This is a genomic window from Neolewinella litorea, assembly GCF_004803465.1.
Taxonomy (GTDB): Bacteria; Bacteroidota; Bacteroidia; order Chitinophagales; family Saprospiraceae; genus Neolewinella; species Neolewinella litorea.
In genome coordinates this window covers 1,285,652-1,310,088 of sequence record NZ_SRSF01000001.1, presented here as the reverse complement: position 1 = coordinate 1,310,088, position 24,437 = coordinate 1,285,652, and the positions used below count along the sequence as shown (strand labels likewise).

At 59.8% G+C, this 24,437-nt stretch carries 23 protein-coding genes and 5 tRNA genes; 19 read left to right on the top strand and 9 right to left on the bottom strand.

Going from position 1 to position 24,437, the window contains the following annotated elements:
- The first annotated feature begins 248 nt into the window (after window positions 1–248).
- Both E4021_RS05465 and E4021_RS05460 read left to right on the top strand, forming a co-directional pair.
- The gene (locus E4021_RS05465) at window positions 249–1,295 is read left to right on the top strand and encodes a PorP/SprF family type IX secretion system membrane protein (protein ID WP_136457092.1); all 1,047 of its coding nucleotides are present in this window, start codon (window positions 249–251) and stop codon (window positions 1,293–1,295) included.
- 51 nt (window positions 1,296–1,346) lie between these two features.
- On the top strand, window positions 1,347–1,556 hold the full coding sequence (locus E4021_RS05460) for an AtpZ/AtpI family protein (RefSeq protein WP_136457090.1): 210 nt from the start codon (window positions 1,347–1,349) through the stop codon (window positions 1,554–1,556).
- Here E4021_RS05460 and E4021_RS05455 read toward each other — a convergent pair.
- Complete coding sequence (locus tag E4021_RS05455; protein WP_136457088.1) at window positions 1,540–2,400, bottom strand: 5-oxoprolinase subunit C family protein; 861 nt, start codon at window positions 2,398–2,400, stop codon at window positions 1,540–1,542. The genes E4021_RS05460 and E4021_RS05455 overlap by 17 nt on opposite strands.
- A complete protein-coding gene (gene pxpB, locus E4021_RS05450; RefSeq protein ID WP_136457086.1) occupies window positions 2,397–3,071 on the bottom strand; it encodes a 5-oxoprolinase subunit PxpB in 675 nt (224 codons plus the stop codon). The genes E4021_RS05455 and pxpB overlap by 4 nt, the downstream gene beginning before the upstream one ends.
- A 153-nt stretch (window positions 3,072–3,224) precedes the next feature.
- On the opposite strand from pxpB, the gene E4021_RS05445 reads away from it, so the two are divergent.
- Both E4021_RS05445 and E4021_RS05440 read left to right on the top strand, forming a co-directional pair.
- On the top strand, window positions 3,225–3,563 hold the full coding sequence (locus tag E4021_RS05445; RefSeq protein ID WP_136457084.1) for a MerR family transcriptional regulator: 339 nt from the start codon (window positions 3,225–3,227) through the stop codon (window positions 3,561–3,563).
- 20 nt (window positions 3,564–3,583) lie between these two features.
- A complete protein-coding gene (locus E4021_RS05440; RefSeq protein ID WP_136457082.1) occupies window positions 3,584–4,540 on the top strand; it encodes a lysophospholipid acyltransferase family protein in 957 nt (318 codons plus the stop codon).
- A gap of 69 nt (window positions 4,541–4,609) precedes the next feature.
- Here E4021_RS05440 and pckA read toward each other — a convergent pair whose 3' ends face one another.
- From pckA to E4021_RS05405, 7 genes are all read right to left on the bottom strand, one after another.
- Window positions 4,610–6,175, bottom strand: coding sequence for a phosphoenolpyruvate carboxykinase (ATP) (gene pckA, locus E4021_RS05435; RefSeq protein WP_136457080.1), 1,566 nt, complete (start codon window positions 6,173–6,175; stop codon window positions 4,610–4,612).
- A 128-nt stretch (window positions 6,176–6,303) separates the two neighbouring features.
- On the bottom strand, window positions 6,304–7,119 hold the full coding sequence (locus E4021_RS05430; protein ID WP_136457078.1) for an SDR family oxidoreductase: 816 nt from the start codon (window positions 7,117–7,119) through the stop codon (window positions 6,304–6,306).
- 27 nt (window positions 7,120–7,146) lie between these two features.
- Window positions 7,147–8,157 (bottom strand): glycoside hydrolase family 43 protein, encoded by a 1,011-nt coding sequence (locus tag E4021_RS05425; protein WP_136457076.1) that lies wholly within the window; start codon window positions 8,155–8,157, stop codon window positions 7,147–7,149.
- 25 nt (window positions 8,158–8,182) lie between these two features.
- Window positions 8,183–9,661 carry an MFS transporter gene (locus E4021_RS05420; RefSeq protein ID WP_136457074.1) on the bottom strand — a complete coding sequence of 493 codons (1,479 nt, stop codon included), beginning with the start codon at window positions 9,659–9,661 and terminating at the stop codon, window positions 8,183–8,185.
- A 30-nt stretch (window positions 9,662–9,691) separates the two neighbouring features.
- Window positions 9,692–10,789 (bottom strand): endo-1,4-beta-xylanase, encoded by a 1,098-nt coding sequence (locus tag E4021_RS05415; RefSeq protein WP_211096965.1) that lies wholly within the window; start codon window positions 10,787–10,789, stop codon window positions 9,692–9,694.
- 213 nt (window positions 10,790–11,002) lie between these two features.
- Window positions 11,003–12,049: a LacI family DNA-binding transcriptional regulator gene (locus tag E4021_RS05410; protein ID WP_136457070.1), complete on the bottom strand. Its 1,047-nt coding sequence runs from the start codon at window positions 12,047–12,049 to the stop codon at window positions 11,003–11,005.
- Window positions 12,050–12,156: 107 nt separating this feature from the next.
- Window positions 12,157–13,152: a long-chain-fatty-acid--protein ligase gene (locus E4021_RS05405; RefSeq protein ID WP_136457068.1), complete on the bottom strand. Its 996-nt coding sequence runs from the start codon at window positions 13,150–13,152 to the stop codon at window positions 12,157–12,159.
- 19 nt (window positions 13,153–13,171) lie between these two features.
- Between E4021_RS05405 and E4021_RS05400 the strand changes: the two genes are divergently transcribed.
- The 15 genes from E4021_RS05400 (at window position 13,172) to rpoB (ending at window position 24,351) form a co-directional block, all read left to right on the top strand.
- Window positions 13,172–13,678, top strand: coding sequence for a hypothetical protein (locus tag E4021_RS05400; RefSeq protein WP_136457066.1), 507 nt, complete (start codon window positions 13,172–13,174; stop codon window positions 13,676–13,678).
- A gap of 115 nt (window positions 13,679–13,793) precedes the next feature.
- The gene (locus E4021_RS05395; RefSeq protein ID WP_168797473.1) at window positions 13,794–14,714 is read left to right on the top strand and encodes a tyrosine-type recombinase/integrase; all 921 of its coding nucleotides are present in this window, start codon (window positions 13,794–13,796) and stop codon (window positions 14,712–14,714) included.
- 195 nt (window positions 14,715–14,909) lie between these two features.
- A tRNA-Thr gene (locus tag E4021_RS05390) sits at window positions 14,910–14,982 on the top strand.
- Window positions 14,983–15,020: 38 nt separating this feature from the next.
- Window positions 15,021–15,102, top strand: a tRNA-Tyr gene (locus E4021_RS05385).
- Window positions 15,103–15,227: 125 nt separating this feature from the next.
- Window positions 15,228–15,300: transfer RNA gene (locus tag E4021_RS05380), tRNA-Gly, on the top strand.
- Between the two features lie 49 nt (window positions 15,301–15,349).
- A tRNA-Thr gene (locus E4021_RS05375) sits at window positions 15,350–15,421 on the top strand.
- A 109-nt stretch (window positions 15,422–15,530) separates the two neighbouring features.
- On the top strand, window positions 15,531–16,727 hold the full coding sequence (gene tuf, locus E4021_RS05370) for an elongation factor Tu (protein ID WP_136457062.1): 1,197 nt from the start codon (window positions 15,531–15,533) through the stop codon (window positions 16,725–16,727).
- Between the two features lie 192 nt (window positions 16,728–16,919).
- Window positions 16,920–16,992, top strand: a tRNA-Trp gene (locus E4021_RS05365).
- A gap of 79 nt (window positions 16,993–17,071) precedes the next feature.
- Window positions 17,072–17,263, top strand: coding sequence for a preprotein translocase subunit SecE (gene secE, locus E4021_RS05360; protein WP_136457060.1), 192 nt, complete (start codon window positions 17,072–17,074; stop codon window positions 17,261–17,263).
- Between the two features lie 18 nt (window positions 17,264–17,281).
- A complete protein-coding gene (nusG, locus tag E4021_RS05355) occupies window positions 17,282–17,827 on the top strand; it encodes a transcription termination/antitermination protein NusG (protein WP_099105035.1) in 546 nt (181 codons plus the stop codon).
- Between the two features lie 78 nt (window positions 17,828–17,905).
- Window positions 17,906–18,349: a 50S ribosomal protein L11 gene (gene rplK / locus E4021_RS05350; protein WP_136457058.1), complete on the top strand. Its 444-nt coding sequence runs from the start codon at window positions 17,906–17,908 to the stop codon at window positions 18,347–18,349.
- 80 nt (window positions 18,350–18,429) lie between these two features.
- Window positions 18,430–19,122 carry a 50S ribosomal protein L1 gene (gene rplA, locus E4021_RS05345; RefSeq protein ID WP_136457056.1) on the top strand — a complete coding sequence of 231 codons (693 nt, stop codon included), beginning with the start codon at window positions 18,430–18,432 and terminating at the stop codon, window positions 19,120–19,122.
- 18 nt (window positions 19,123–19,140) lie between these two features.
- A complete protein-coding gene (gene rplJ / locus E4021_RS05340; RefSeq protein WP_136457054.1) occupies window positions 19,141–19,671 on the top strand; it encodes a 50S ribosomal protein L10 in 531 nt (176 codons plus the stop codon).
- Between the two features lie 192 nt (window positions 19,672–19,863).
- Window positions 19,864–20,244 carry a 50S ribosomal protein L7/L12 gene (gene rplL / locus E4021_RS05335; protein ID WP_136457052.1) on the top strand — a complete coding sequence of 127 codons (381 nt, stop codon included), beginning with the start codon at window positions 19,864–19,866 and terminating at the stop codon, window positions 20,242–20,244.
- A 282-nt stretch (window positions 20,245–20,526) separates the two neighbouring features.
- The gene (rpoB, locus tag E4021_RS05330) at window positions 20,527–24,351 is read left to right on the top strand and encodes a DNA-directed RNA polymerase subunit beta (RefSeq protein WP_136457296.1); all 3,825 of its coding nucleotides are present in this window, start codon (window positions 20,527–20,529) and stop codon (window positions 24,349–24,351) included.
- Window positions 24,352–24,437: the final 86 nt, after the last annotated feature.

Below are 24,437 nucleotides of genomic sequence, written 5' to 3'. Positions count from 1 at the left end.
GGCCAGCCAACATCAATCAGTTGCACTGTACGGCGGGATCCTCGCCAAAATAGAATAATAGGGTTTTAGGTGTTTATTTCCGGACCGGCTGCGCTTGCGCGACCGGTCTTTTTTTATCGCATAAGACTAATTTTGAATGAGGGCACGTTACATTGCAAAAGGGCCCCGCTGCATTTTTTTCGACTGTTTTCGTCTTCCCTTCTGCCCGGCCTTTCGTCTCTCAAAAAAAGCTTAAACCGCCCCTTGATATGAAGTTAGTCCATACCCTGCTGTTTCTGCTCTGCTGCGCCACGGCGCTGCAGGCTCAGGATATCCACTTTTCTCAGTTCTACATGTCGCCGCTCAACCTGAACCCGGCGATGACGGGGGTGATGAACTGTAACAGCCGCATTGCGGTAAACTACCGGAGCCAGTGGGCCTCCGTACTGGGCGAAAACGCCTTTCAGACCTACAGCGTCAGCTACGACCAGCGCGTGGCCGTGGGCCGCAGTGATTTCTTCGGCATCGGGGGCACCTTCTGGGGAGACCGCGCCGGGGAAGCCAGCTTCGCTACCACCACGGGTAAGGTGAGCGCCAGCTACTCCAAGAAAATGGGCGGCAGCCGCAAGTACGGCAACTACCTCGTAGCCGGGGCCGAACTCGGCGCCGCACAGCGTAGCCTCGACTTCCTGGCCTTACGGTGGGGCTCCCAACACGATGGCGACGGTGGTTTCGACCCCAGCGCGCCGAGTGGGGAGAACGGACTCGACCGCGATCAGTTCCTCTTCGCCGATATGGGCGTGGGCCTCCTCTGGTTCATGGTCTTCGACGAAAACAACAGTCTCTACGCTGGCGGTGCCTTCCACCACCTGAACCGGGCCAACCAAAGCTTTGACAACGAAGGCAAAGACCTGCTGTACAGCCGCTTCACGGCCCACGCCGGTGGTGAATTCATGCTCAACAGCCGCTTCGGACTCGTACCCGGCGTCATCATCATGAACCAGGGACCCAGCTTCCAGGTCAACGCCGGTACCAACCTTAAATTCCTCCTCGACGGTGGCCGCAACGCCGCCACCCAGGCTTTCCAGGTCGGAATGTGGACCCGCGTCAGCAACCGCCTCGACAGCAGCGTCCTAACCGACGCCCTCATCCTGAGCACCCGGTTCGACTACGAGAACTTCGCCCTCGGTTTCAGCTACGACATCAACACCAGTGACCTGAAGGTGGCCACCGACGGCAACGGAGGTTTCGAACTCTCCCTGCAGTACAAAATCTGCGGTAACCAGCGGCGCGGCGTATACTGCCCCACCTTCTAAACCTTCCCGGGGCCTTGATCGGGTTACCCGCGGTTCAACCTACCCCTGGATATGTCCACCCCCAAACGCAATACCAACGACGCCCGGGCCTGGACGAAGTACATGGGCATTGGTGCCCAACTCATCGGCACCATTGGGGTGTGTCTCTTCATTGGTATTTGGCTCGACGGGGAATTCGGAACCAACCCCTGGCTCACCATTCTGCTCAGCCTGATCGGTGTGATTGGAGGACTCTACATCAGCGTTAAGGATCTCCTTTGACCATCCGAAAGATTATCTCGCCCCCCGGCCGCAGCTGAAATACTGCATCGGGCAAAGCAGTGGCCACCAGCACGCGGGGATAACCCCCCACGGTCTGGGCATCCGGCCCGAGCAATATCGGTCCGGACGGCGTCCACTGAACCGTGCCGGGCAGTACCGGGGAACTTAACAGGGAGGGTAGGGTAGTGTCGTAGCTCGCGGGTAATTCCAGTCGCACCCCCTGCCGGTCCGACGCGGGCCCGACCCGGAAAGGGGTGTTCAACAGCATATCGCGGTGCCTGCGGTCGAGCCAGTGCCATTCCGGGCCGGCTACCACGTCAACCGCAACCATTTCCATCCCGAAGCTAACCGGTGGAGCCTCCTGCTGTCGGGGTTGGTGGTCGTCGCTCGATACTCGGAAGGAAAATCCCGGCTGCGGCATCACCGCGCCGGGCAAACCTGCTTCGATACTGCCCATTACCCTGGGCAGTTGCCAGTCGCCTCGCACACATAGATACCCCCGGCACCCCCGTCGGGCGAATCCGCCCCGCAATTCGTGTTCACCTTCCAGAGGAAGGGTAGTGTACCGGTCCACGGGGTGGCCGTCCAGTTGCCAGCCGAAGTCGGCACCGGTCAGGGCCAGCGTACCCTGGCCGTTGAATCGCCATCGCCCGCCGCTGAGCGTAATCTCGATGCAGGGGGACAGCGCCGCCTGTTTCAGCAGCAGGTTGCCGGTTGCGGCACTTTCCCGGTCGGCCGGGCCCCCGCCGGGGATGGCCAGGTGACGGAGGCCCGGCCGGCCACCATCGACGAATCGCCAGCCGCCGCCCCGCTTTGGCGCAGTTACGCTAAGAAGACGGCTCATGGGTGTTGATCTTGATACTGGAAGAACGTCGCTTCGTCTACCGATTGGAACCGCACGCGGTCACCGGCGCGTAGGCGTGGGTGGCCGCCTCCGTCGAGCAGGGGCAGGGGACAGCGCCCAATGAGTTGCCACCCACCCGGTCCCTCGCCGGGGTAGATGCCCGTCTGTTGGCCCGCCAGCCCCACGGCCCCGCCCGGCACCCGGTCCCTGGGTGAGGGGCGGCGGTCCACCCGCAACCGCTCGTCGGTGGGTCCGAGGAAGGCAAAGCCCGGCCGGAACCCCAGCATATACACCAGGTATTCGCGGCCGGCGTGCAGATCGATCACCTCCTGCGCCGAGTTGCCCGTCGCGACGGCTACCGCATCCAGGTCTGGTCCCCACGCCCCCCCGTACAGCACCGGAATAAGGTGCTGCCTGCCCGTCTCCAGATCACCTTCCTCCACGGAAAGGCCGTATACGTATTCCCGCAGCGTGTAAGCTGAGCATGCCTCCGGTCGATACATGATCAGAAGGGAGGCGTATCCCGGTACGCATTCCGTTATGGCCGGATGGTCGGCGATGGCAGCGGCGTAGGCGTGCACGCTGCGGCTGATGCGTTCGTCGATCCGCGGCTCCCATTCCAGCAACAGGGCTGAGGGACCGTAAGGGCGTATATGGCGGGGTAGGCGCACCGGGGAAAGTTAGGCATCGGCAACTGGATGACCCGCAATCCCGCCCCCGCCGGGCTGCGGCCATCTGACCCGGGAACGGCAGGTAGCGTGGGCCACCCTGCGCTATTGCCAAAAGGTCGTACTTTTCGGCCCTGAACAACCAAGCCTTCCCCTATGCCGAACGATAAGAACGACGACGACCTGAAGCGCTACTATTCGATCGGTGAAGTGGCCAAGAAACTGGACGTGAATACTTCCCTGATCCGCTTCTGGGAAAACGAATTCAGCCACATCAAGCCGAACAAGAACAGCCGCGGCGACCGCCGTTTCACCAAGGAAAATATCCAGCAACTCCGCGAGGTCTATCACCTGGTACGGGAGCGCGGATTCACCCTTGACGGTGCGCGTCGGGAGATAGCTTCCGGAAACAAACCCTCGGCCGATAAACAGGAAATCGTCGATAGCCTGCAGAAGGTGCGACGGCGCCTGGAGCAACTGCAGAACAAACTGTAAATCCCCCGCTCCCCCTCCCTTTGGCCTACCTGCTGTATTATCTCGTTCTGCTTCCCCTCAGTTACCTGCCGTGGCCGGTGCTCTACGGAGTCGCTTCGGGGCTGGCCTGGGTCAATTGGCACTGGGTGGGATACCGCCGGGAAGTGGTCCTGGATAACCTCCGTGGGTCCTTACCTGACCGTAGTGAGGCCGAGATCATGGCACTGGCCAAAGCGTACTATTCCTACTTCTTCGAGACGATCGTCGAAAGCATCAAGCTGTTCTCCCTGAGCGAGCGGGCGGCGGTGCGCCGGTGCCGTATCCTCAACCCCGAAGCGGTGGACCACCTCCGGGCCGAAGGCCGCAGTTTCATTGCCTACGGGGGGCACTACAGCAATTGGGAAATAGCCGGCATCTCCTTCCCCTCCCAACTCCGGGGTTTTACCCTCATGGCGATCTACGCCCCACTGAAGGACAAGGTGATGGACCGCCTCATCACCGCCAACCGCCAGCGGACGGGCGTTCTGATGGTACCGCGGTCCTGGGTTAGCGACTTTTACGCACACCCACCCGTCAGCCCAACCGTCGACTTCTTCGTCGCCGATCAGGCCCCGAGCAATGCCCGCTGGGAAAAGTTGCACTGGACCACCTTTTTGGGCCGCACTACCGGTTTCATGGCCGGCCCCGAACGGTACGCGGTACGGTACAACCGTCCGGTCTACTACATGACCCTCCGCCGGGAAAGACGCGGGGAATACCTCGCCGAGCTGATTCCCGTCACCGACCACCCGCGGCGCGAACCGCAGGGGTTCATCACGGAAGCCTTCGCCCGTCAACTGGAGCAGGAGATCCTCCGCGATCCCGTGCCCTGGCTGTGGAGCCACCGCCGCTGGAAAAGGGAGGTGCCGGAGGAGGCCCGGCAGGCCCTGCGAGAAGCACCCTTTCTGCCGGCGGAGTACGATCGGGCGTTGCGGGAACAAGATCACCCTTTGCCCTAAATCAGCGGTGGCCGGAAGGGTAAGCTACCCTCCCGGCCACCGGCCTGAAACTTTGCCTTAGCGCGGTACCTATTCGGGGCCGGCGTTGACGATGGCCTTGTCTGCCTCCTTGGCGTAGTTGGAGAAGTTCTTGTGGAACAAGTGGGCCAGCTTCTCTGCGGCCTCATCGTACTGCTTCTCGTTGCGCCAGGTATCGCGCGGATTGAGGATGGCATTGGGGACGTCCGGGCAGCTCGTGGGGCGACTGAGTCCGAAGACCGGGTCCGTGACGTATTCCACATCATCCAGCGCACCGGTCAGGGCCGCCTTGATCATGGCGCGGGTGAAGGCCAGTTCAATGCGCGAACCCTCTCCGTAGCCGCCGCCCGTCCAGCCGGTATTTACCAGCCACACGCTGATGGGTTCTCCGTCGTCGGCGGATTGCTTAAGCTTGTTACCGAGCATATCCGCGTAGTGCGTGGGGTGCAGGGGGATGAACGGCGCGCCGAAGCAGGCCGAAAAGTTCGGCTGGGGCTCGGTAATGCCCGTCTCGGTACCGGCGATCTTGGCGGTGTACCCGCTGATGAAGTGGTACATGGCCTGCTCGGGCGTCAGCTTGCTGATGGGAGGCAGTACGCCGAACGCGTCACAGGTAAGGAAGAAAATGTTCCGGGGGATGTCGCCCCGGCTGTTGTACATGATGTTCTCGATGTGATCGATGGGGTAGCTTACCCGGGTGTTCTGGGTGATGCTGTCGTCCTCGTAGTTGGGGGTGTGTCCGTCTTCCTTGAGGCCGATGTTTTCCAGCAGGGCACCGAACTTGATGGCGCGGTAAATCTGGGGCTCTTTCGATTCACTCAGGTCGATCACCTTGGCGTAGCAGCCGCCTTCGAGGTTGAAGACGTTAGCCTGGCTCCAGCCGTGCTCGTCGTCGCCGATCAGCCGGCGGTCTGGGTCGTTGCTCAGGGTGGTCTTTCCCGTTCCCGACAGGCCGAAGAACAGGGCCGTATCGCCCTTGGTGCCCACGTTGGCGGAGCAGTGCATGCTTAACACATCGCGGCGGGTGGGCAGCACGTAGTTGAGTACGGAGAAGATGCCCTTCTTGATTTCGCCGGTGTAGGCAGTGCCGCCGATCAGGATCATCTTCTTGGTGAAGTTGATGATGCTGAAATTGTCCTGCCGCGTACCGTGAACGGCGGGGTCGGCCTTCACGCCGGGGAAAGCGTAGATCGTCCACTCGTCGGTGAGCAGGTTGGTGATGCGCTCATCGTCGGGGCGGAGGAACATGTTGTAGGCGAACATATTCTGCCAGGGGTACTCGGTGAATACCCGGATGTTAATGCGGTACTTGCGGCTGGCGCAGGCGTAGGCGTCGCGGACGTAAACGGCGTCGAGGCCCTTGGCGTACTCCCGGGTTTTCTCCAGCAGCTGGTCAAAAGTCTGCTGGCCGATGGGAATGTTGATCTTTCCCCAGTCGACGGTGTCGCGGGTGATATCGTCCTCGACGATGTAGCGGTCCTTCGGGGAACGGCCGGTAAACTTGCCCGTATTGATGATGAGGGCGCCGGTGTCGCTCAGGTGACCCTGGCCCTTGGTGATGGTATCTTCTACCAGGGCGGCCACCTTGAGGTTCTCGCGCAGATTGTGGTGTTGCATGAACGCAAAGCTTTAGTTAGGGGTGTGCAAGGTAAGAATTGCGTCAGGACTTTCCCGCTGATATCTCTGTGCTAATTGGACCTGGGTGAGCGCGGTTCGCGATGTTGGCCGGAATTATCCGCCTGACCCTACACTCCGGAGAAGGCGCTGAAGCCGCCATCAACGGGTACAACGATGCCGGTAACGAAACTGCTGGCATCGGCGCAGAGGTACACGAGGGTCGTGATCAATTCTTCCGCCTTACCGAAGCGGTTCATCGGGGTGCTGGCGATGATTGTCTTTCCCCGGGCGGTGAGCGAGCCGTCTTCTTCCAGGAGCAGCCGCCGGTTCTGTTCTCCGATGAAAAACCCAGGTGCGATGGCATTCACGCGGACCCTGCCGTCGTATTTACGCGCCATTTCCACGGCCAGCCAGCGGGTAAAATTGTCGATACCGGCCTTGGCGGCGCTGTAGCCGACCACTCGCGTGATCGCCCGGTCGGCGGCCATGCTGGAGATGTTCACGATACTGCCCCCCGCCCCTTCGGTGATGAGCTGGCCGAAGATGAGGCTTGGGATTACCGTTCCGTCCAGGTTCAGCTTGCTCACGCCGGCAAAGTCCTCCAGGTTGAGGTCGAAAAAGGTCTGCTCCGGACCAATGGTGGCCCCCGCCCGGTTGCCGCCGGCGGCGTTGACCAGGATGTCCAGCTTTCCCCATTTGCTTTTGAGCTCATCGCGGGCGGCCTCCAGGCTTTGGCGGTCGGTGACGTCGCCGCGCAGCAGGATCACGGCACCCGCGTCCGCGCCCAGTTCATCCGCCGCGCTCTGCAGGTTCTCCGGATTACGGCTAAGCAGGGCAACCCGCGCCCCGGCGGCAAGCAGACCGCGGGCCATGGCAGTACCGAGCGCGCCGGTACCGCCGGTGAGAAGCGCGTGCTTGCCGGAAAGATCGAATAGAGTAGACATATCGGGGTAGTTATCTGGATGACGTGGTTATCGGCCCGGGTAGGGGTCCAGGGTTTCGATCGACCCGTCGGGGCGGTAGCGGATCTCGGCCATTTTGACCGACCGCAGGTGGGTGATGCCCCGGGAAAGTACGGAATCGTGGTAGAAAAGGTACCAGCGGTCGCCCACCGCGCAGATCGAATGGTGGGTGGTCCAGCCGATGACGGGCGAGAGGATGCGCCCCCGGTAGGTGAATGGCCCATAGGGGGAGCTGCCCGTGGCGTAGCAGATGTAGTGGGTATTGCCCGTGGAATAGGAAAAGTAGTAGGTGCCCTGGTAGCGGTGCATCCAGGCCGCCTCAAAGAACCGCCGGTCGTGGTCGCCGGCCTTCAGCACCTCGCCTTGCTCGTCCAGCAACTTGATCTCCCGCGGCACCTCGGCAAACTCCAGCAGGTCGTCGGTCAGCCGGGCTACCCGCGGGCCAAGGGCCGGCTCTTCGTCGGCCGGCTCCGCGTATACCTTGTCGTAGCGGTTGTGGCGGTATTCCTGCAGCTGCCCGCCCCACAGGCCGCCGAAGTAGAGATAGTAGGCACCGTCCTCGTCGGCGTACACCGCCGGATCGATGGAGTAGCTGCCACGTATGGCACTGGGCCGCGCACGGAACGGACCCTCGGGCCGATCACCCGTAGCCACGCCGATGCGGAAACGCCCGTGCTGGTCCCGGGCCGGAAAGAAGAGGTAGTAGGTACCGTCTTTCTCCGCGGCGTCCGGGGCCCACAACTGGCGGGAGGCCCAGGGGATGTCGCGCAGGTGCAGCGCTACCCCATGGTCCTGCACCGGGCCGAAGGGTTCGTCCATTGAAAGGACGTGGTAGTCCTCCATGCCGAAGTGATCGCCGTTGTCGTTGAACGGGATCCCGGCATCGATATCGTGGGAGGGGTAGATGTAGATCCGCCCCTCAAAGACATGCGCGGAAGGGTCGGCGGTGTAAATGTGGCGGACAAGCGGGGGCGAAAGGGCCGCGCGTTCCAGTTCTTCGTAGTCGGGTGCTTGATCCATATCGGGCGTTGATGAGGGGAGGTAATCAGGCTACGTTCTGAGCCCGGCTGACGAGCAGGTCGGTCTCGATCCGGTCCTCCATTTGCTTATTGATGGGGTAGAAGAAGAGCAGTCCGCCGCCAATCAGAAAGGGCAGGGAGGCGAATACGCTAATCAGCAGGCGGATGCCGGCCACCGTTTCCGGAGCCTGCGCGCTGAGCCCGGCCTGGTACCCGTAGTACGACAGCAGGCTCGCCACCAGGGCACCGCCGATCGCCAGTCCAACCTTCAAGCCGAAGATCATGGCCGAGAAAATGATGGCCGTAGCCCGGCGGTTGTTCTTCCACTCCGAGAAATCGGCCACGTCGGCGATCATGGCCCAGAGTAGCGGTACGGTGACGCCGTATGCCAGCCCGTGCCCGACCTGCGCCAGGAATATCAGTCCGACGGCATCCGGCGGAAAGACGATGTAGACCAGCAAGAAGAGGGTGGAAACGAATAGGGCCGTACCGAAAACGTTGCGTTTGCCGTACCGGTCGGCCAGTCCCTTGCTGAAAAAGATGCCGATGATCTGACAGATGATGCTGGTGGCGTTGAAGAGGCTGAAAGCTGAGGTGGCGGGGTCTTCCGGCCACCGGAATTCGGTTAGCCCCATCCCGGTCAGCGTCCGGTTCAATCCTTTAATGAAACCGTTGAAGCCGATCCCTTCCAGAAAGGCGACCAGGGCCGGCTCGCTCAGGTATTCGGAGAAGTAGTAGATGTACGATCCACCTTTCAGGGCGAGGGCCACGAAGACCAGCGTGGTGAGGCACAGCATAATGACCCAGGGCCGGTTGCGCATGAGGTCCTGCAGGTCGGCCTTGACGGTAGATTCCTGCTCCGGACGCGGAATGACCCGCTCCCGCGTGGTAAGAAAGGTGATCAGGAACATCACCACCCCGGCGCAGGCCAGCACGGTCATCGTGCGTTCGAAGCCCACGGCCTTGTCGCCGTCGCCCAGGATGAGCACGATGGGCAGGACGAGTACCTGTATGATGAACTGCGCTACCATCACCGCTACGAAGCGGTAGCTGGAGAGACTGTTCCGCTCCGCCATGCTGCCCGTCAGCACTCCGCTCAGCGCGCTGTAGGGGAGGTTGTTGGCCGAATAGATCATCACGAGCAGCAGGTAGGTTACACCGGCGTAGATCAGCTTGCCCGTCGGCGCGAAGTCCGGCGTGGCGAAGGTTAGCATCACGATGCCACCGAAGGGGAGGGCCGTCCAGAGGACCCACGGGCGAAACTTGCCCCAGCGGGTACGGGTGCGGTCGGCGATAGCGCCCATAACCGGGGTAAACACGGCACCGCCCAGGATGCCGGCCCAGAAGATGATCATGGCCGCCCATCCGGCGGGAATGCCGTAGACGTCGGTATAGAAAAAGGCAATGAAGGTGACCAGCGTCTGGAATATCAGGTTAGCGGCCAGGTCGCCGAGGGCGTATCCTACCTTTTCGGAAACGGACAGTTTGTGGTTTTCAATGGACATACCCGGCAATTGCATTTACGGTGGCTGTTCTTATTCCGGCCGCAGCGAAAGGATGCGGTCGTAGGCGGCTTTGGGCCGCGATTGGCGGTCAAACAGGAGGGGGTAGTTCGTCCGCCCCCGGATGGGCCAATTGTTGAGCCAGGTTTGGGCATCGTTGATTCCCCAGAAGGTTACGCGCGTGATCGCCTCGTCGTGTTTCAAAAACAGGTTGAACAGGTCGGCGTACCGGTCGGCGATGCGGGTTGATACCGAGTCCGGCAGTCCGGCGGCGTAAGGATCCATCGTCGGGTCGCCTTCAAAATTCTGGCTCACCTCGGCGCCCTCCAGGTCCCAGGGATTGGGCAGGGTGGTGAGGTCGAGTTCGGTGAACATGACGTGGACGCCGGTAGCGGCGTAGGCTTCGATGCTGGCTTCCACCTCCTCGATCGGCGGACCGTTCAGGTTGTAGTGCCCCTGCATGCCCACTCCGTCTATGCGCAGGCCATTGTCTTGGAGCAACTTGACGATGCGGACGGCCCCCTCTCTTTTCTGGGGGTTGTTCAGGTTGTAGTCGTTGTAGTACAGTTCCGTACCGGGGGCAGCCTCCGCGGCAAGCCGGAAGGCGTCCAGGATATACTGTTCGCCGAGCAGCCGGTAAAAGACCGATTCGCGGTAGCTGCCGTCTTCGTTGAGCGCTTCGTTGAGGACGTCCCACCCGTCGATGCGCCCGGCGTAGCGGCCCGCCACGGCCCGGATGTGTTCTTCCATGTACCGGCGCAGCAGTGCCGGGTCGGTAGTTTCGCTTACGTAGTCCGGCAGTTGGCTATGCCAGACCAGGGTATGGCCCACAATCCACATGTTTAGCCGCTCGCCCAGGTCGACGTAGGCATCGGCCGGGGCCCAATCGAACTCCTCGGGGCCTGGCTGTATGTTCTCCCACTTCATAATGTTTTCCGGCGTGATGGAGGTGAACTCGCGTTCGAGCACCCGCAGGGCGGCCGTATCGCTGCCCAGGATCTGATCGCGGTTTATGGCCGCCCCGATGTAGAAATGATCGGCGTAGGCTGCTCCCAGACCAATCGGTTCCGGCACAGTAACCGCCTCTTCCGCTTGGGAATTGTCGGCACAACCCGCAAGCAGCCAAAGCATAGAAAATAGCAGGAAAAGATGAAGTGAATGAGACATCAGCAGGGGTGAGTGTGAGCAATCTGGCGGGACATGGTTACGATAGGAGGAACCGAACTCGGCCGCCGCCGGGCCTAATGTACACTTTGTCGGACAGTAACGAAATCGATTGCGTCCTTTTATTTGCGTCGGGGCGCAGGTGCCGGGGTGGTCGATAAAGCCGGGCTCCGGGGCGGCTTATCCGTCTATCAAAGGCTTGCGCAGGGAGGAGGCCCGGGGGATCAACTGCGTTTCGAGTTTGACCAGCCGGTCCGCGACCGGCGTCTCGGGGTCCGCAATGCGCAGGGCCTGGTGCAGCGCCAGGCGTCCCATTTCCACCGCCGGATGGGTAACGGATGACAGCTGCGGCTCGATGATCTCACAAACCGGATCGTCGTTGAATCCTATGACCGCCAGTTGCCGGGGTACGTCGATACCATTGGCGCGGGCGTACTTGATGGCGCCCACCGCGGCACTGTCGTTGGAGCTGAAGATGCCGTCGGGCGGATTGGGGAGCTGGAACAATTGCTCCGTTAGCCGGGTGCCTTCTTCTACGGTAAGCCGGTCAAAGGCTATGATCAGGGACTCGTCTATTTCCAGGCCGCCGGCCTCCAATGCGGCGCGGTAGCCTGCTTCCCGGTCGCGGTAGATCACCTGCTGCGCCGAACCCCGGAAGAGAGCAATGCGGCGGCAGCCCTGGTCGATCAGGTGCTGGGTCGCCATGCGGGCGGTTTTCTCGTTGTCGATCATTACGCGGTCGCCTTCCAGGTCGGTGGGCACGCGGTCGACGAACACCACTGGGGTGCCGCTGGTGATGATCTCCTGCAGGTGATCGTACTGAGTGGTCTCCACCGCCAGGGAGACCACCAGTGCGTGGATACGGCTGCTGAACAATGTTTTGGCGTTGGCAACCTCATTCTCGTAGGAGTCTTGTGACTGCGAGATGATCACGTTGTAACCGGATTCCCGGGCTGCCGCCTCCACCCCGTGGATAAGGGAGGAGATGAACGGCCGGTTGATCCAGGAAACGAGCACCCCAATGGTTTTGGATTCCTGGGTGCGCAGGCTGGATGCCAGGGTATTCGTGCGGTAGCCGCGCTTGCGGGCCAGGTCCTTTACGGCGGTTATGGTTTCCTTGCCGATGCTAAAGTGGTCCTTGAGCGCCCGGGAAACAGTGGAAGGGGCTACGTTGAGTTCCGTGGCCAGATCGTAAATGGTTACCTGCTTTTTCCGTTTGTTACTCATGCCGCTTCCCGATGTCCGGCAGAGCCTTGGCCCCGCTCATTGCCGGCAAGATACATTTCAAATACGGTGAAAGCCGGATCACTCCAAGTGGAGTGCGCGGCCGGGAGTTACGCGAGTGCGCTTACGAGCAGGTTACAGCCCCGGATGTCAGAATGGTCCAACCGCCCGAGGACTTCAAAACTGTCGTCGGCGTACACCCGACCCAGGTCGTCGCTGGCGATGAAACTGATGGTATCCAGATTAGCCAGGTCGGTAAGGTTTAGGGCGGCGGAGCGGCCCCGGGGGGCCGGGCACAGGGGGTCGGTGATGTCGCGGGGAGTGACCGACAGGGTGGGGGCGGGGTAAAACCGGCCGTGTGCCGGAGCGTAAGCCTGGGAAAGCAACTCGGTCATGCCGTATTCACTATGGATAGCCGGTACCTGGAATGCCCCGATGAGGTGAGCATGCAGTTCCCGCCGTGTCAGCTCCCGCCGCCGGCCTTTCATCCCCCCGGTTTCCATGACGAGGGCGTCGCCCAGGGGTTGGGGAAAGCGTTCGGCCAGTTCCAGCAGGGCAAAACTGACGCCGAGCAGGAGGGTAGGGGTGCGCGTTTCCCGGAGCCTCGCCAGGCGGGCGGCCAACTCGGGCAGGTTGTCCAGGAAAAATCCCGAATCCGGGTGGCCGCTGCGGTCCATAAAATCGCGGGCCATAAAGACCAGGCTGGACCCGCCCCGCTCTAGATAGGCCGGCAGCAGGGCCAGCACGGCCCGCCCGCGCAGGGGACCGTATTGCCGTTCGAAGGTGCGGGCGGCATTGTCCCGGTACCAGTCGGCATCCCGCAGGTCGTGCCGGCTGGTGGCCGCGCCGGTCGTGCCGCTGCTGGTGAAGGTCTGCACCGGCTGCCAGTCGCCGCTGCGCAGGCGATACGATTTGAACAGGGCAATGGGAAGGTGGGGAATGTCGGTCCGGCGGTGTACCGTGCGGGGGTTCACCCGCAACAATTCGAGGTATTGCGCGTAGATTTGGTTGTTGGCCGCCTGGTACCGGAATACGTCCAGGGCCAGCGCCCCGAATCCGGCGGGTGTAACCTCCGCAATCCGCCCGGCGAGTTGGTCGCGCGTCATAGTAAACCGTTTATCTGCCATGCAATACACCCGCTTCGTTCTTTGGTTGCTTGCCGCCGTTGCCTTCCTGACCGGCTGCGTGAACCCGCCGGAATATCCGGAGGAGCCGGTGATCCAGTACGAGGGCATCAGCAAGAATACCATCTACCAGTTCACGAACGGGCCGCAGGACAGCATCGTTATCCACTTTTCCTTCACCGACGGCGACGGGAACATCTCCTCTGAGGACAGTACCGACATCTTCATCAAGGACAGCCGCTTCCCGGAGTTGCCCCCCACCATCGTCGGGGCCTTCCCACCCATTCCCGCCGAGGGGACCGGCAACGGCATCAGTGGCGACGTCTTCTTCACGGTCATCAATTCCGGACAGGGCGTGTGCTGCATCTTCAACGATCGCTTCTGCGTAGCCGACGAGCGGTTCCCGGCCGATACCCTGACCTATGAGATCTACATCCTCGATCAGGCCGGTAACCAGAGCAACACCATACGCACCGAGCAGATTCGGGTGCTGTGCCTGGGGCAGTAACCCATCATTTGACAAAGATGGTAGGCATAACGCGGCCGGCGGCGCGCGGGTGCCGTACCGTATATACGAGGCCAGGTCCGCTGGCTACCGGCTCCGAAGACCGTACTTTTATACCATGCAGGCCACCGAATTTCTCGCCCACCTAACCCACCAGCGCCGCCTGAGCGCACACACTGTGGCCGCCTACCGTGGTGACCTGGTGCAGTTTGGTGCGTATTGCCGCGAGCAGTATGCGGTGGAACGGGCCGGGGAGGTAAGCCGGGAAATGGTCAAAAGTTGGCTGGCGCTCCTGGTCGAAGAGGGGCGGGCACCGACCTCGATCCGCCGCAAGCTCAGCGCCCTCAAGGCCTTTTACCATTATCGGCAACGGCGTGGGCAGCAGTCAGATAACCCAACCGTACGTATTCCCACCCCAAAAGTGGGCCGGCGCCTGCCGGCCACCGTGCCGGTCGCCGACCTGCGGCGACTCTTTGCCGCATTTCCGGACCCCGCCGAGACGGAAGATTATTTTTTGCTGCAAGACCACCTCATGCTGGCCCTGCTTTACCAGACCGGACTGCGGCGTGCCGAACTTATCGCTCTGCGGCGGCGGGACGTGGACCTTGACCGGCGCAAACTGCGCGTCAGGGGAAAGGGAGACAAGGAACGAATGTTGCCTTTCGGAACCGGACTGGCCGAGCTGTTCGACCGGGCCCAGCACCTGCGCCCCGAGCCCCCCAGCGACGATACAGACATCAACCTCACCGGGGAGTCGGATTCCCTGTTCATCACCGAGCGGGGTAAACGATTGTATCCCAAATACGTATATAACAGGGTAAGGCGCTACCTGTCGGGGGTCACGCGGGAAGAGAAGAAAAGTCCGCACGTACTCCGCCACAGTTTTGCCACGCACCTGACCGAGGGGGGAGCCGATCTGAACGCCGTAAAGGAACTGCTTGGCCACGCCAGTCTGGCGGCCACGCAGCTGTATACCCACAGCAACCTGGAACGGCTGCGGGAAGTGTACCGCAAGGCGCACCCGGAAGGGGGTGAATAGATGGATGATAAAATTTCGTCCGGTAGTGCTTTGTCAATTGTAGCAAACAACTTACCTTTGCAATCGCTTTGGGAAAACGTCCTGAAGCTGACTTGAAAAACGGTTAAGATCTCGGAATTTTCGTCCGGTGTCTCGCTTCCCGATAGCATTCGGGTTGGCGGCAGTTGATGGGATTTCGGTCTGAGGGCCCAACCAGCCGGTGTAGCTCAGTTGGTAGAGCAGCTGATTTGTAATCAGCTGGTCGGCGGTTCGAGTCCGTCCATCGGCTCAAGGACGCGTTATTCGGGATCTGTAGTAATAAATAATGGGGGTGCGCCACAGTTGGAGAGGTGGGCTGGACTGTAAATCCAGTGTTTCGGCTGAGTAGGTTCGAATCCTACCACCCCCACACCATACGGGTTTGTTATATACCGCTGATGAGTTTTTCCTTTACCATTTCCTTATAGGGATGCGTGTTGGGAGGGTGAGCCGGGGGAACTTCAAAACCGTACATTGTTACCAAACATACCAGTCGCGGAAGTAGCTCAGCTGGTAGAGCATCAGCCTTCCAAGCTGAGGGTCGCGGGTTCGAATCTCGTCTTCCGCTCTAAACCGGCCCACGATGGTGGGTCGAGGTTTTTTACTGCAACCGTGTTGCCGACGTAGCTCAGGGGTAGAGCACTTCCATGGTAAGGAAGGGGTCGTGAGTTCAAATCTCACCGTTGGCTCAAGGGTAATACTTTTTCGTCCTTCGTGGGCGGAGATAGGGGCGGCCGGGGTTGCGGTCGGCACCCTGAATAAGCACCATTTTTTAATTTCAAAATAGGTTATCCTAAGATGGCTAAGGAAAAATTTGAAAGAAATAAACCCCACGTTAACGTGGGTACCATTGGTCACGTTGACCACGGTAAGACCACTCTCACCGCAGCTATCACCACCGTACTATCGGAGGCCGGCGGCGCTAAGAAAATGGACTACGACACCATCGACTCGGCTCCCGAGGAGAAGGAGCGTGGTATCACCATCAACACCGCTCACGTAGAGTACGAGACGGCCAACCGTCACTACGCTCACGTGGACTGCCCCGGTCACGCCGACTACGTCAAGAACATGGTAACCGGTGCCGCCCAGATGGATGGTGCTATTCTCGTAGTGGCCGCCACTGACGGCCCCATGCCCCAGACCCGCGAGCACATCCTCCTGGCCCGCCAGGTAGGTGTACCCAACATCGTGGTCTTCATGAACAAGGCCGACCTCGTCGACGACGAAGAGATGCTCGAGCTGGTTGAGATGGAAGTACGCGAACTGCTGAGCCAGTACGAGTACGATGGCGACAACGCCAGCATCATCATCGGTTCGGCCCTGAAGGCCCTCGAAGGAGACGCCGAAGGCAAGAAGCAGATCATGGAACTCATGGACGCCGTAGACAGCGACATCCCCGAGCCCGAGCGTCTGGTTGACCAGCCCTTCCTGATGCCCGTCGAAGATGTATTCTCGATCACCGGTCGCGGTACCGTTGCTACGGGTCGCATCGAGCGCGGTGTTATCAACGTAGGTGACTCCGTAGAGATTCTGGGTATGCAGGCCGCTGACGCCAAGCCCCTGACCTCCACCATCACCGGTGTAGAGATGTTCCGCAAGCTGCTCGATCGCGGTGAAGCCGGTGACAACGCCGGTCTGCTGCTCCGCGGTATCGACAAGGAAGCCATCAAGCGCGGCATGGTAATCTGTAAGCCAGGCAGCGTTAAGCCCCACAGCCACTTCAAGTGTGAGGTTTACGTACTGTCGAAGGAAGAAGGTGGCCGTCACAAGCCTTTCTTCAACGGCTACCGTCCGCAGTTCTACTTCCGTACCACCGACGTAACCGGCGACATCACCCTCCCCGAGAACGTGGAGATGGTAATGCCCGGCGACAACGTCACCCTGGAAGTGAAGCTGCTCAATACCATCGCTATGGAGAAAGGCCTCCGCTTCGCTATCCGCGAAGGTGGTCGTACCGTAGGCGCTGGTCAGGTAACTGAAATTCTCGAGTAAGACCCCCCGGGCCGCAAAGCCCCAAGGTTTACTCATCGAAAGTGGAAGTTAAGCGCTCGAATGAGGGTGCTTAACTTTCTCATTTAGAAAGTACGAAATACGTAAGCGGAAATACAAAGGACAAAGGTTATGGTTAACCTGTTAGATGCCTTTGACCTTCGTCTTTTTTTCTTTTGATTTCGTACTTCATCCACGGGTGTAGCTCAATTGGCAGAGCACTGGTCTCCAAAACCAGGGGCTGGGAGTTCGAGTCTCTCCACCCGTGCATAAATGAGTTGGTCGACGACGACGTTTTGCCCGGCAACAACGCCACCTTTACCAACCCACTAACTCAATCTCCAACAATGGATAGGTTTGGATTATACCTGCGGGAAAGCTACAACGAGCTGGTGCACAACGTGACCTGGCCGCCGTATTCCACGCTACAAACGAATACGATCCTCGTGCTTACCGGCTCCGCAATCTTTGCGCTGCTCATCCTGGTCATGGACTTTGTTTGGAACAACGTCGTAGACTTCATCTACTCAGCAGGGTAAGTACAGTATAAGCACAGCATGGCAGACAACAAATGGTATTCGCTGCGGGTAATCAGCGGCAAGGAAAAAAAGATTAAGGAGCGTATCGAGAAGGAAATCGAGCGCAACAACTGGGGTGACCTGGTGACCAAGATTGTCGTGCCCACCGAGAAAGTCTACAAGATCCGCAGCGGCAAGAAAGTGATTTCCGACCGCAACATCCTGCCCGGTTACATTCTTGTCGAAGCCGACCCCTACGCCCTCAACGCCGAGGTGGTCGACGCCATTACCAGTCTGCCCAACGTGATCCATTTTCTGGGCAAGAGCGAGCCGGTACCGATGCGCGAATCCGAAGCCAACCGACTTCTCGGTAAGGTGGACGAAAGCCTGGAAGCCGGCGACACCATGATCGAACCCTTCATCGAGGGGGAGACCGTCAAAATCATCGACGGACCGTTCAACGAGTTCGTGGGCGATATCCAGGAGGTGAACGAGGAGAAGAAAAAACTGAAAGTGATCGTCAAGATCTTCGGCCGCGGCACGGAAGTGGAATTGAACTTCATGCAGGTCGAGAAACAGTCTTAAGTATACTAATCATTCCACACGTCGGAGGGCCCGATCCCAAAAAGACCCGGTCCGTTGGTACGACACAAATAAGTCAGCATGGCTAAGGAAGTAGAAACCTTTATCAAACTACAGGTCCGCGGCGGCGCGGCCAACCCGGCCCCCCCGGTCGGTCCGGCACTGGGTGCCAAGGGCGTCAACATCATGGAGTTCTGTAAGCGCTTCAACGCCGCTACCCAGGACAACCAGGGTAAGATCCTGCCCGTGGTCATCACCGTGTACAAAGACAAGTCGTTCGACTTTGTCATCAAGACCCCGCCCGCAGCCGTCCAGTTGCTCGAAGCCGCCAAGCTCAAGAGCGGTTCCAAGGAGCCCAACCGCAACAAGGTAGCCAAGGTAAGCTGGGAGCAGGTCCGCGCCATCGCGGAGAACAAGATGCCCGACCTCAACGCCTTCAGCGTGGAGAGCGGCATGAAGATGGTAGCCGGCACCGCCCGCTCCATGGGAATCACCGTAGAGGGCACCCCGCCCTGGGAAGCCTAAGGCAACCCCCACAATCACACCATTTATCAAGTAGGGAGCATACCCCCCGGTATGCGCTATAAACCTCAAAATCATTACTCATGGCTAAACTTAGTAAGGCGCGCAAAGCCGCCACTGAGAAAGTCGATGCTACGAAGCAGTACAGCCTCGAGGAGGCGCTCGCCCTCGTCAAGGAGGTGAACACTGCCAAGTTTAACGCATCGGTTGACGTACACGTACGTCTGGGGATCGACCCCCGCAAAGCTGACCAGGCCCTCCGCGGCACGGTCACCCTTCCCCACGGAACCGGCAAGACCAAGCGCGTACTCGCCTTCGTCACCGCCGACAAGGAGCAGGAAGCACTGGATGCCGGTGCCGACTACGCTGGACTCGACGATCTGGTGGCCAAAGTGAACGACGGCTGGACCGACTTCGACGTGGTAGTGGCAATGCCGCAGACCATGGCCAAGGTTGGACGCCTCGGACGCGTTCTCGGCCCCCGCGGCCTCATGCCCAACCCCAAGACCGGAACGGTAACCATGGAAGTGGGCAAAGCCGTTTCCGACGTCAAGGGAGGAAAGATTGCTTTCCGGGTCGACAAGTTCGGTATCGTCCACAGCAGCATCGGCCGGGTAGAATTTACCCCCGACCAGCTGAAGGACAACGCCAACGAATTGCTTGGAACGCTGGTACGCATGAAGCCCAGCAGCGCGAAGGGCAACTACATGAAATCGGTGACCGTCGCCTCTACCATGAGCCCCGGCATCAAGGTCGATCCGAAGACCATTGCCTAACCGTCCAAACTAAGAATCATGAATAAGCAAGAAAAAGCGACGGCCATCGAGTCTCTGAAAGAACGCTTTCAGAACAACGAGTACTTCTACATCGCCGACGCCTCGACCCTCTCGGTCGAGCAAGTAAACAAGCTGCGGGGTATCTGCTACAAGCGCGGCGTGAGCATGCAGGTAGTGAAGAATACCCTGGCCCGCAAGGCCCTGGAGCAGCTGCCCGAAGAGAACAACTACGCAGCGCTGTTCGACGCCCTGAAGGGCCCGTCGGCAATCATGTTCTCCGAAGTGGGTAACGCCCCCGCCAAGGTGATCAAGGAATTCCGTGAGGACAAGGGCGAACGCCCCGTGCTCAAGGCCGCCTACATCGCCAGCTCCGTCTACTCCGGCGACGATCAGCTCGAAACGCTGGTTAAGCTGAAGTCACGCGACGAGGTACTCGCCGACATCCTGACCCTCCTCCAGAGCCCCATGCAGAACCTGCTCGGCGGCCTGAAAGGACAGGGCAGCAAGCTCGCCGGTGCCCTCAAGACGCTGGAGGAGCGGGAAGCCTAGTTTTCCCATCCCCCGGACCGACAGTAGGTAGTCGGGTGCAGGGCCAACCCCGCGGGCGAAAACCCCGGTGCGGCGGCCTTCTCCCAATAACCTGTCGGTGCGGATCGTCACCCGCCTACCGCACTAACCATTTTGGCTTCCAAGCTGATACGCGATACTCTATCGTACATCACTATTAAATACATTTATATTATGGCAGACGTAAAAGCAATTGCCGACCAGCTCGTAGAACTTACCATCAAGGACGTTACCGAGCTCCTGCAGATCCTGAAAGACGAACACGGCATCGAGCCCGCAGCCGCCGCAGTAGCGGTAGCCGGTGGAGGAGGTGGCGAGGCTGGTGGCGAAGCCGCCGCTGAGCAAACCGAGTTCGAAGTCGTACTGGAATCTGCCGGTGGCAGCAAGCTCAAAGTCGTTAAGGAGGTCAAGACCCTGCTGGGTCTCGGTCTGAAAGACGCAAAGGAAATGGTTGACGGTGCTCCCGCCACCCTGAAGTCCGGCGTAGACAAGGCAGAAGCCGAAAGCATCAAGGCTGCTCTCGAGGAGGCTGGTGCCACGGTTGTACTTAAGTAATTAGGTACCCTTCTATCCAGGATACAAGCGCGGGGGCGCTGCCGCCAGCCGGTGGTGCCCCCCGCTTCTTCCTTTTACCATAGGCTTAGCGGACAACGGTCCGGCTGGGCCATTCGCGTATAAGAAATTGCCTGAGGGCTGCAACTTTAATGGGGACCGTCCTGTTAACATACTTCGCAGTACCCCATACCTCCGGAGATTATTTCGCCGGAATCCATACTATACCATCCGGGCCAACGCCACCGCGGAAGGCCACCGCCCGGATAAAACCAAGGAATGCTAATGACGTCAAACGGCCAAATTCTTAATGCCGAAGAGCAACGGGTAAGCTTCGGCAAGATCAAGCTAACCGATCATTCTCCCGATCTTCTCGAAATACAACTAAAATCCTTCCAGGAATTCTTCCAGTTAGAGACCACCCCGGAAAACCGGGCGCTTGAGGGTCTCTATCGGGTTTTCCAGGAGAACTTCCCCATTTCTGATACCAGGAACATCTTCAATCTGGAGTTCCTGGATTATTTCGTTGACCCCCCACGGTACACCATCGAGGAGTGCATGCAGCGTGGCCTCACCTACAGCGTCCCGCTGAAGGCCAAGCTCCGCCTGTCGTGTAACGACGAGGAGCACGTCGACTTCAAGACCATCGTTCAGGATGTATTCCTCGGAAACATCCCTTACATGACCCCCAAGGGTACCTTCGTGATCAACGGGGCCGAGCGGGTCATCGTATCCCAGCTGCACCGCAGCCCCGGGGTATTTTTCGGTCAGAACTTCCACCCCAACGGTACGGCCATCTACTCGGCCCGTGTTATCCCCTTCAAGGGCGCGTGGATGGAATTCGCCACCGACATCAACACGGTGATGTACACCTACATCGACCGGAAGAAGAAGTTCCCCGTAACCACCCTGCTGCGGGCCATCGGCTACGATTCGGATAAGTCCATCCTGGACCTGTTCGACCTGGCCGACGAAGTAGCCAACACCCGGGAAGCCCTTACCGCCGCCATCGGCCGCAAACTGGCCGCTCGCGTCCTGCGCGCCTGGACGGAAGACTTCGTAGACGAAGACACCGGCGAACTGGTGATACTGGAGCGTAACGAGATTATCCTCGAGCGCGATACCGTACTCACGGAAGACAACATCGAGGACATCCTGGCCGCCGATGGCATCGAGAACATCATCCTGCAGAAGGAGGATGTCGCCATGGACTACAGCATCATCTACAATACCCTGCAGAAGGACCCCTCCAGCAGTGAGATCGAAGCGGTACAGTACATCTACCGCCAGCTGCGCGGTAGTGATCCGCCCGACGAAGAGACCGCCCGCGGTATCATCGACAAGCTGTTCTTCAGCGACAAGCGCTACAACCTGGGTGAAGTAGGACGCTACAAAATCAACCGCAAGCTCAACGCCGGTACCGACGACGAAACCCTGGTACTGACCAAGGAAGACATCATCGCCATCGTCAAGTACCTCGTGGGCCTGATGAACCAGCGCGCCGAGATCGACGATATCGATCACCTCAGCAACCGCCGCGTCCGCACGGTAGGTGAGCAGCTCTACGCCCAGTTTGGCGTAGGTCTGGCCCGTATGGCCCGGACTATCCGCGAGCGGATGAACGTCCGCGACAATGAGGTATTCACTCCGATCGACTTGATCAACGCGCGGACGCTGTCCAGCGTCATCAACTCCTTCTTCGGAACCAGCCAGCTGAGCCAGTTCCTCGACCAGACAAACCCCCTCTCCGAGATCACGCACAAGCGGCGCATCTCGGCCCTCGGACCTGGAGGTCTGAGCCGTGAGCGGGCCGGCTTCGAGGTACGCGACGTTCACTATAGCCACTACGGCCGCCTGTGTACGATCGAAACCCCGGAAGGACCCAACATCGGACTCATCTCCACCCTCTGTGTACACGCCAAGGTGAACAAGATGGGCTTCCTGGAAACCCCCTACCGGGCCGTCGCCGACAGCCAGGTAGTAATGGACGGAGACCCCATCTACCTGAGTGCTGAAGGAGAAGACTTCAAAAAGATTGCCCAGGCCAACGCCACGATCAACGAAGAAGGTGCCTTCACCAGCGACCGGGTCAAGGCCCGCGACCACGGTGACTTCCCCGTACTCGAGCCTTCCGAGATTGAATTCATGGACGTGGCCCCCAACCAGATTGTCGGGGTATCCGCTTCCATGATTCCCTTCCTGGAGAACGACGACGCCAACCGCGCCCTGATGGGCTCGAACATGCAGCGCCAGGCCGTCCCCCTGCTGAAGCCGACCAGCCCCATCGTGGGTACCGGCCTTGAAGGCAAGGTGGCCCGGGACAGCCGCATGCTCATCAACGCTGAAGGCGACGGCACGGTAGAGTACGTGGACGCCAACGAGATCATCGTGCGTTACGAGCGTAGCGAGGAGGACCGCCAGGTTTCCTTCGACGACGATACCAAGACCTACCGCCTCACCAAGTTCCTGCGTACCAACCAGGGCACTTGCGTGAACCTTAAGCCAATCGTCCGCCGCGGACAGAAAGTCCGCAAGGGTGACATCCTCTGTGACGGCTACGCTACGGAAAAGGGCGAACTGGCCCTCGGACAGAACCTGAAAGTGGCCTTCATGCCGTGGAAGGGGTACAACTTCGAGGATGCCATCGTGCTCAGCCAGCGCGTCGTGCGGGAAGACATCTTCACCAGCCTCCACATCGAGCACTTCGAACTGGACGTGCGCGACACCAAACTGGGCGAGGAGGAACTAACCAACGACATTCCCAACGTAAGTGAGGAAGCCACTAAGGACCTCGACGAGAACGGTATCATCCGCGTCGGTGCCTGGGTGAAGGAAGGCGACATTCTGATTGGCAAGATCACCCCGAAAGGGGAGAGCGACCCCACTCCGGAAGAGAAGCTGCTGCGCGCGATCTTCGGCGATAAGGCCGGAGATGTAAAGGATGCCTCGCTGAAGGCCAGCCCCTCCCTGAAGGGTGTGGTCATCGGAAAGGACCTGTTCAGCCGCACCAAGAAGGAGCAGTCGCAGAAGGACGCCGAAAAGCTGGAACTCCAGAAACTGGAGGACGAGCACAAGGTCAACCTCAACAACCTTAAGACGGTACTCGTCGACAAGTTGGACAAACTCGTCCGCGGACGCGCCAGCCAGGGCGTCAATACCATCTACGGTGAGGTCGTCGTGCCGAAGGGAGAGAAGTTCACCCAGAGCCTGCTGCGCGAAGTGGATTACACCACCATCGACTACAGTGGCTGGACCACCAGCGACGAGCTGAACGCCCTCATTGCCCGCCTGCTGCACAACTTCAGCATTAAGGTGAACGAGGAAGTCGGCCGTTACAAGCGCGAAACCTTCAACATCAGCGTGGGCGACGAACTGCCCGCCGGCGTGTTGAAACTCGCCAAGGTGTACCTCGCCAAAAAGCGCAAGCTCAAGGTGGGCGACAAACTCGCCGGTCGTCACGGAAACAAGGGTATCGTAAGCCGCATCGTCCGCGATGAGGACATGCCCTTCCTCGAAGACGGTACCCCGGTCGACATCATCCTCAACCCCCTTGGTGTACCCTCACGGATGAACCTGGGGCAGATCTTCGAAACCGTCCTCGGATGGGCCGGAGAGAAACTGGGCATGAAGTTCGCCACCCCCATCTTCGACGGTGCCAGCCAGGACGAGATCGAGGAGTACATCCAGAAGGCCAAGCTGCCGAGCCTGGGTCAGGCCTACCTGTACGACGGTGAAACGGGCGACCGCTTCCACCAGCAAGCTACGGTAGGAGTGATTTACATGCTCAAGCTCAGCCACATGGTGGACGACAAGATGCACGCCCGCTCGATCGGACCCTACTCCCTCATTACGCAGCAGCCGCTGGGTGGTAAGGCGCAGTTCGGTGGACAGCGCTTCGGTGAGATGGAAGTGTGGGCCCTCGAGGCCTTCGGAGCTTCCAATATCCTCCAGGAGCTGCTCACGATCAAGTCTGACGATATTCAGGGACGGGCCAAGGCCTACGAGGCCATCGTCAAGGGAGATAACCTTCCCGAGCCGAATATCCCCGAGTCGTTCAACGTACTGGTCCACGAGCTTCGCGGCCTGGCTTTGGACGTCAAGTTCGACTAGTCACCTGATCCCTCCGTCGTCCGAACGCGGCCGGCGATATGTTGAAAATCAAGTTTTAGGCGCGTGCGCAGGTGCCGGGATTTCCC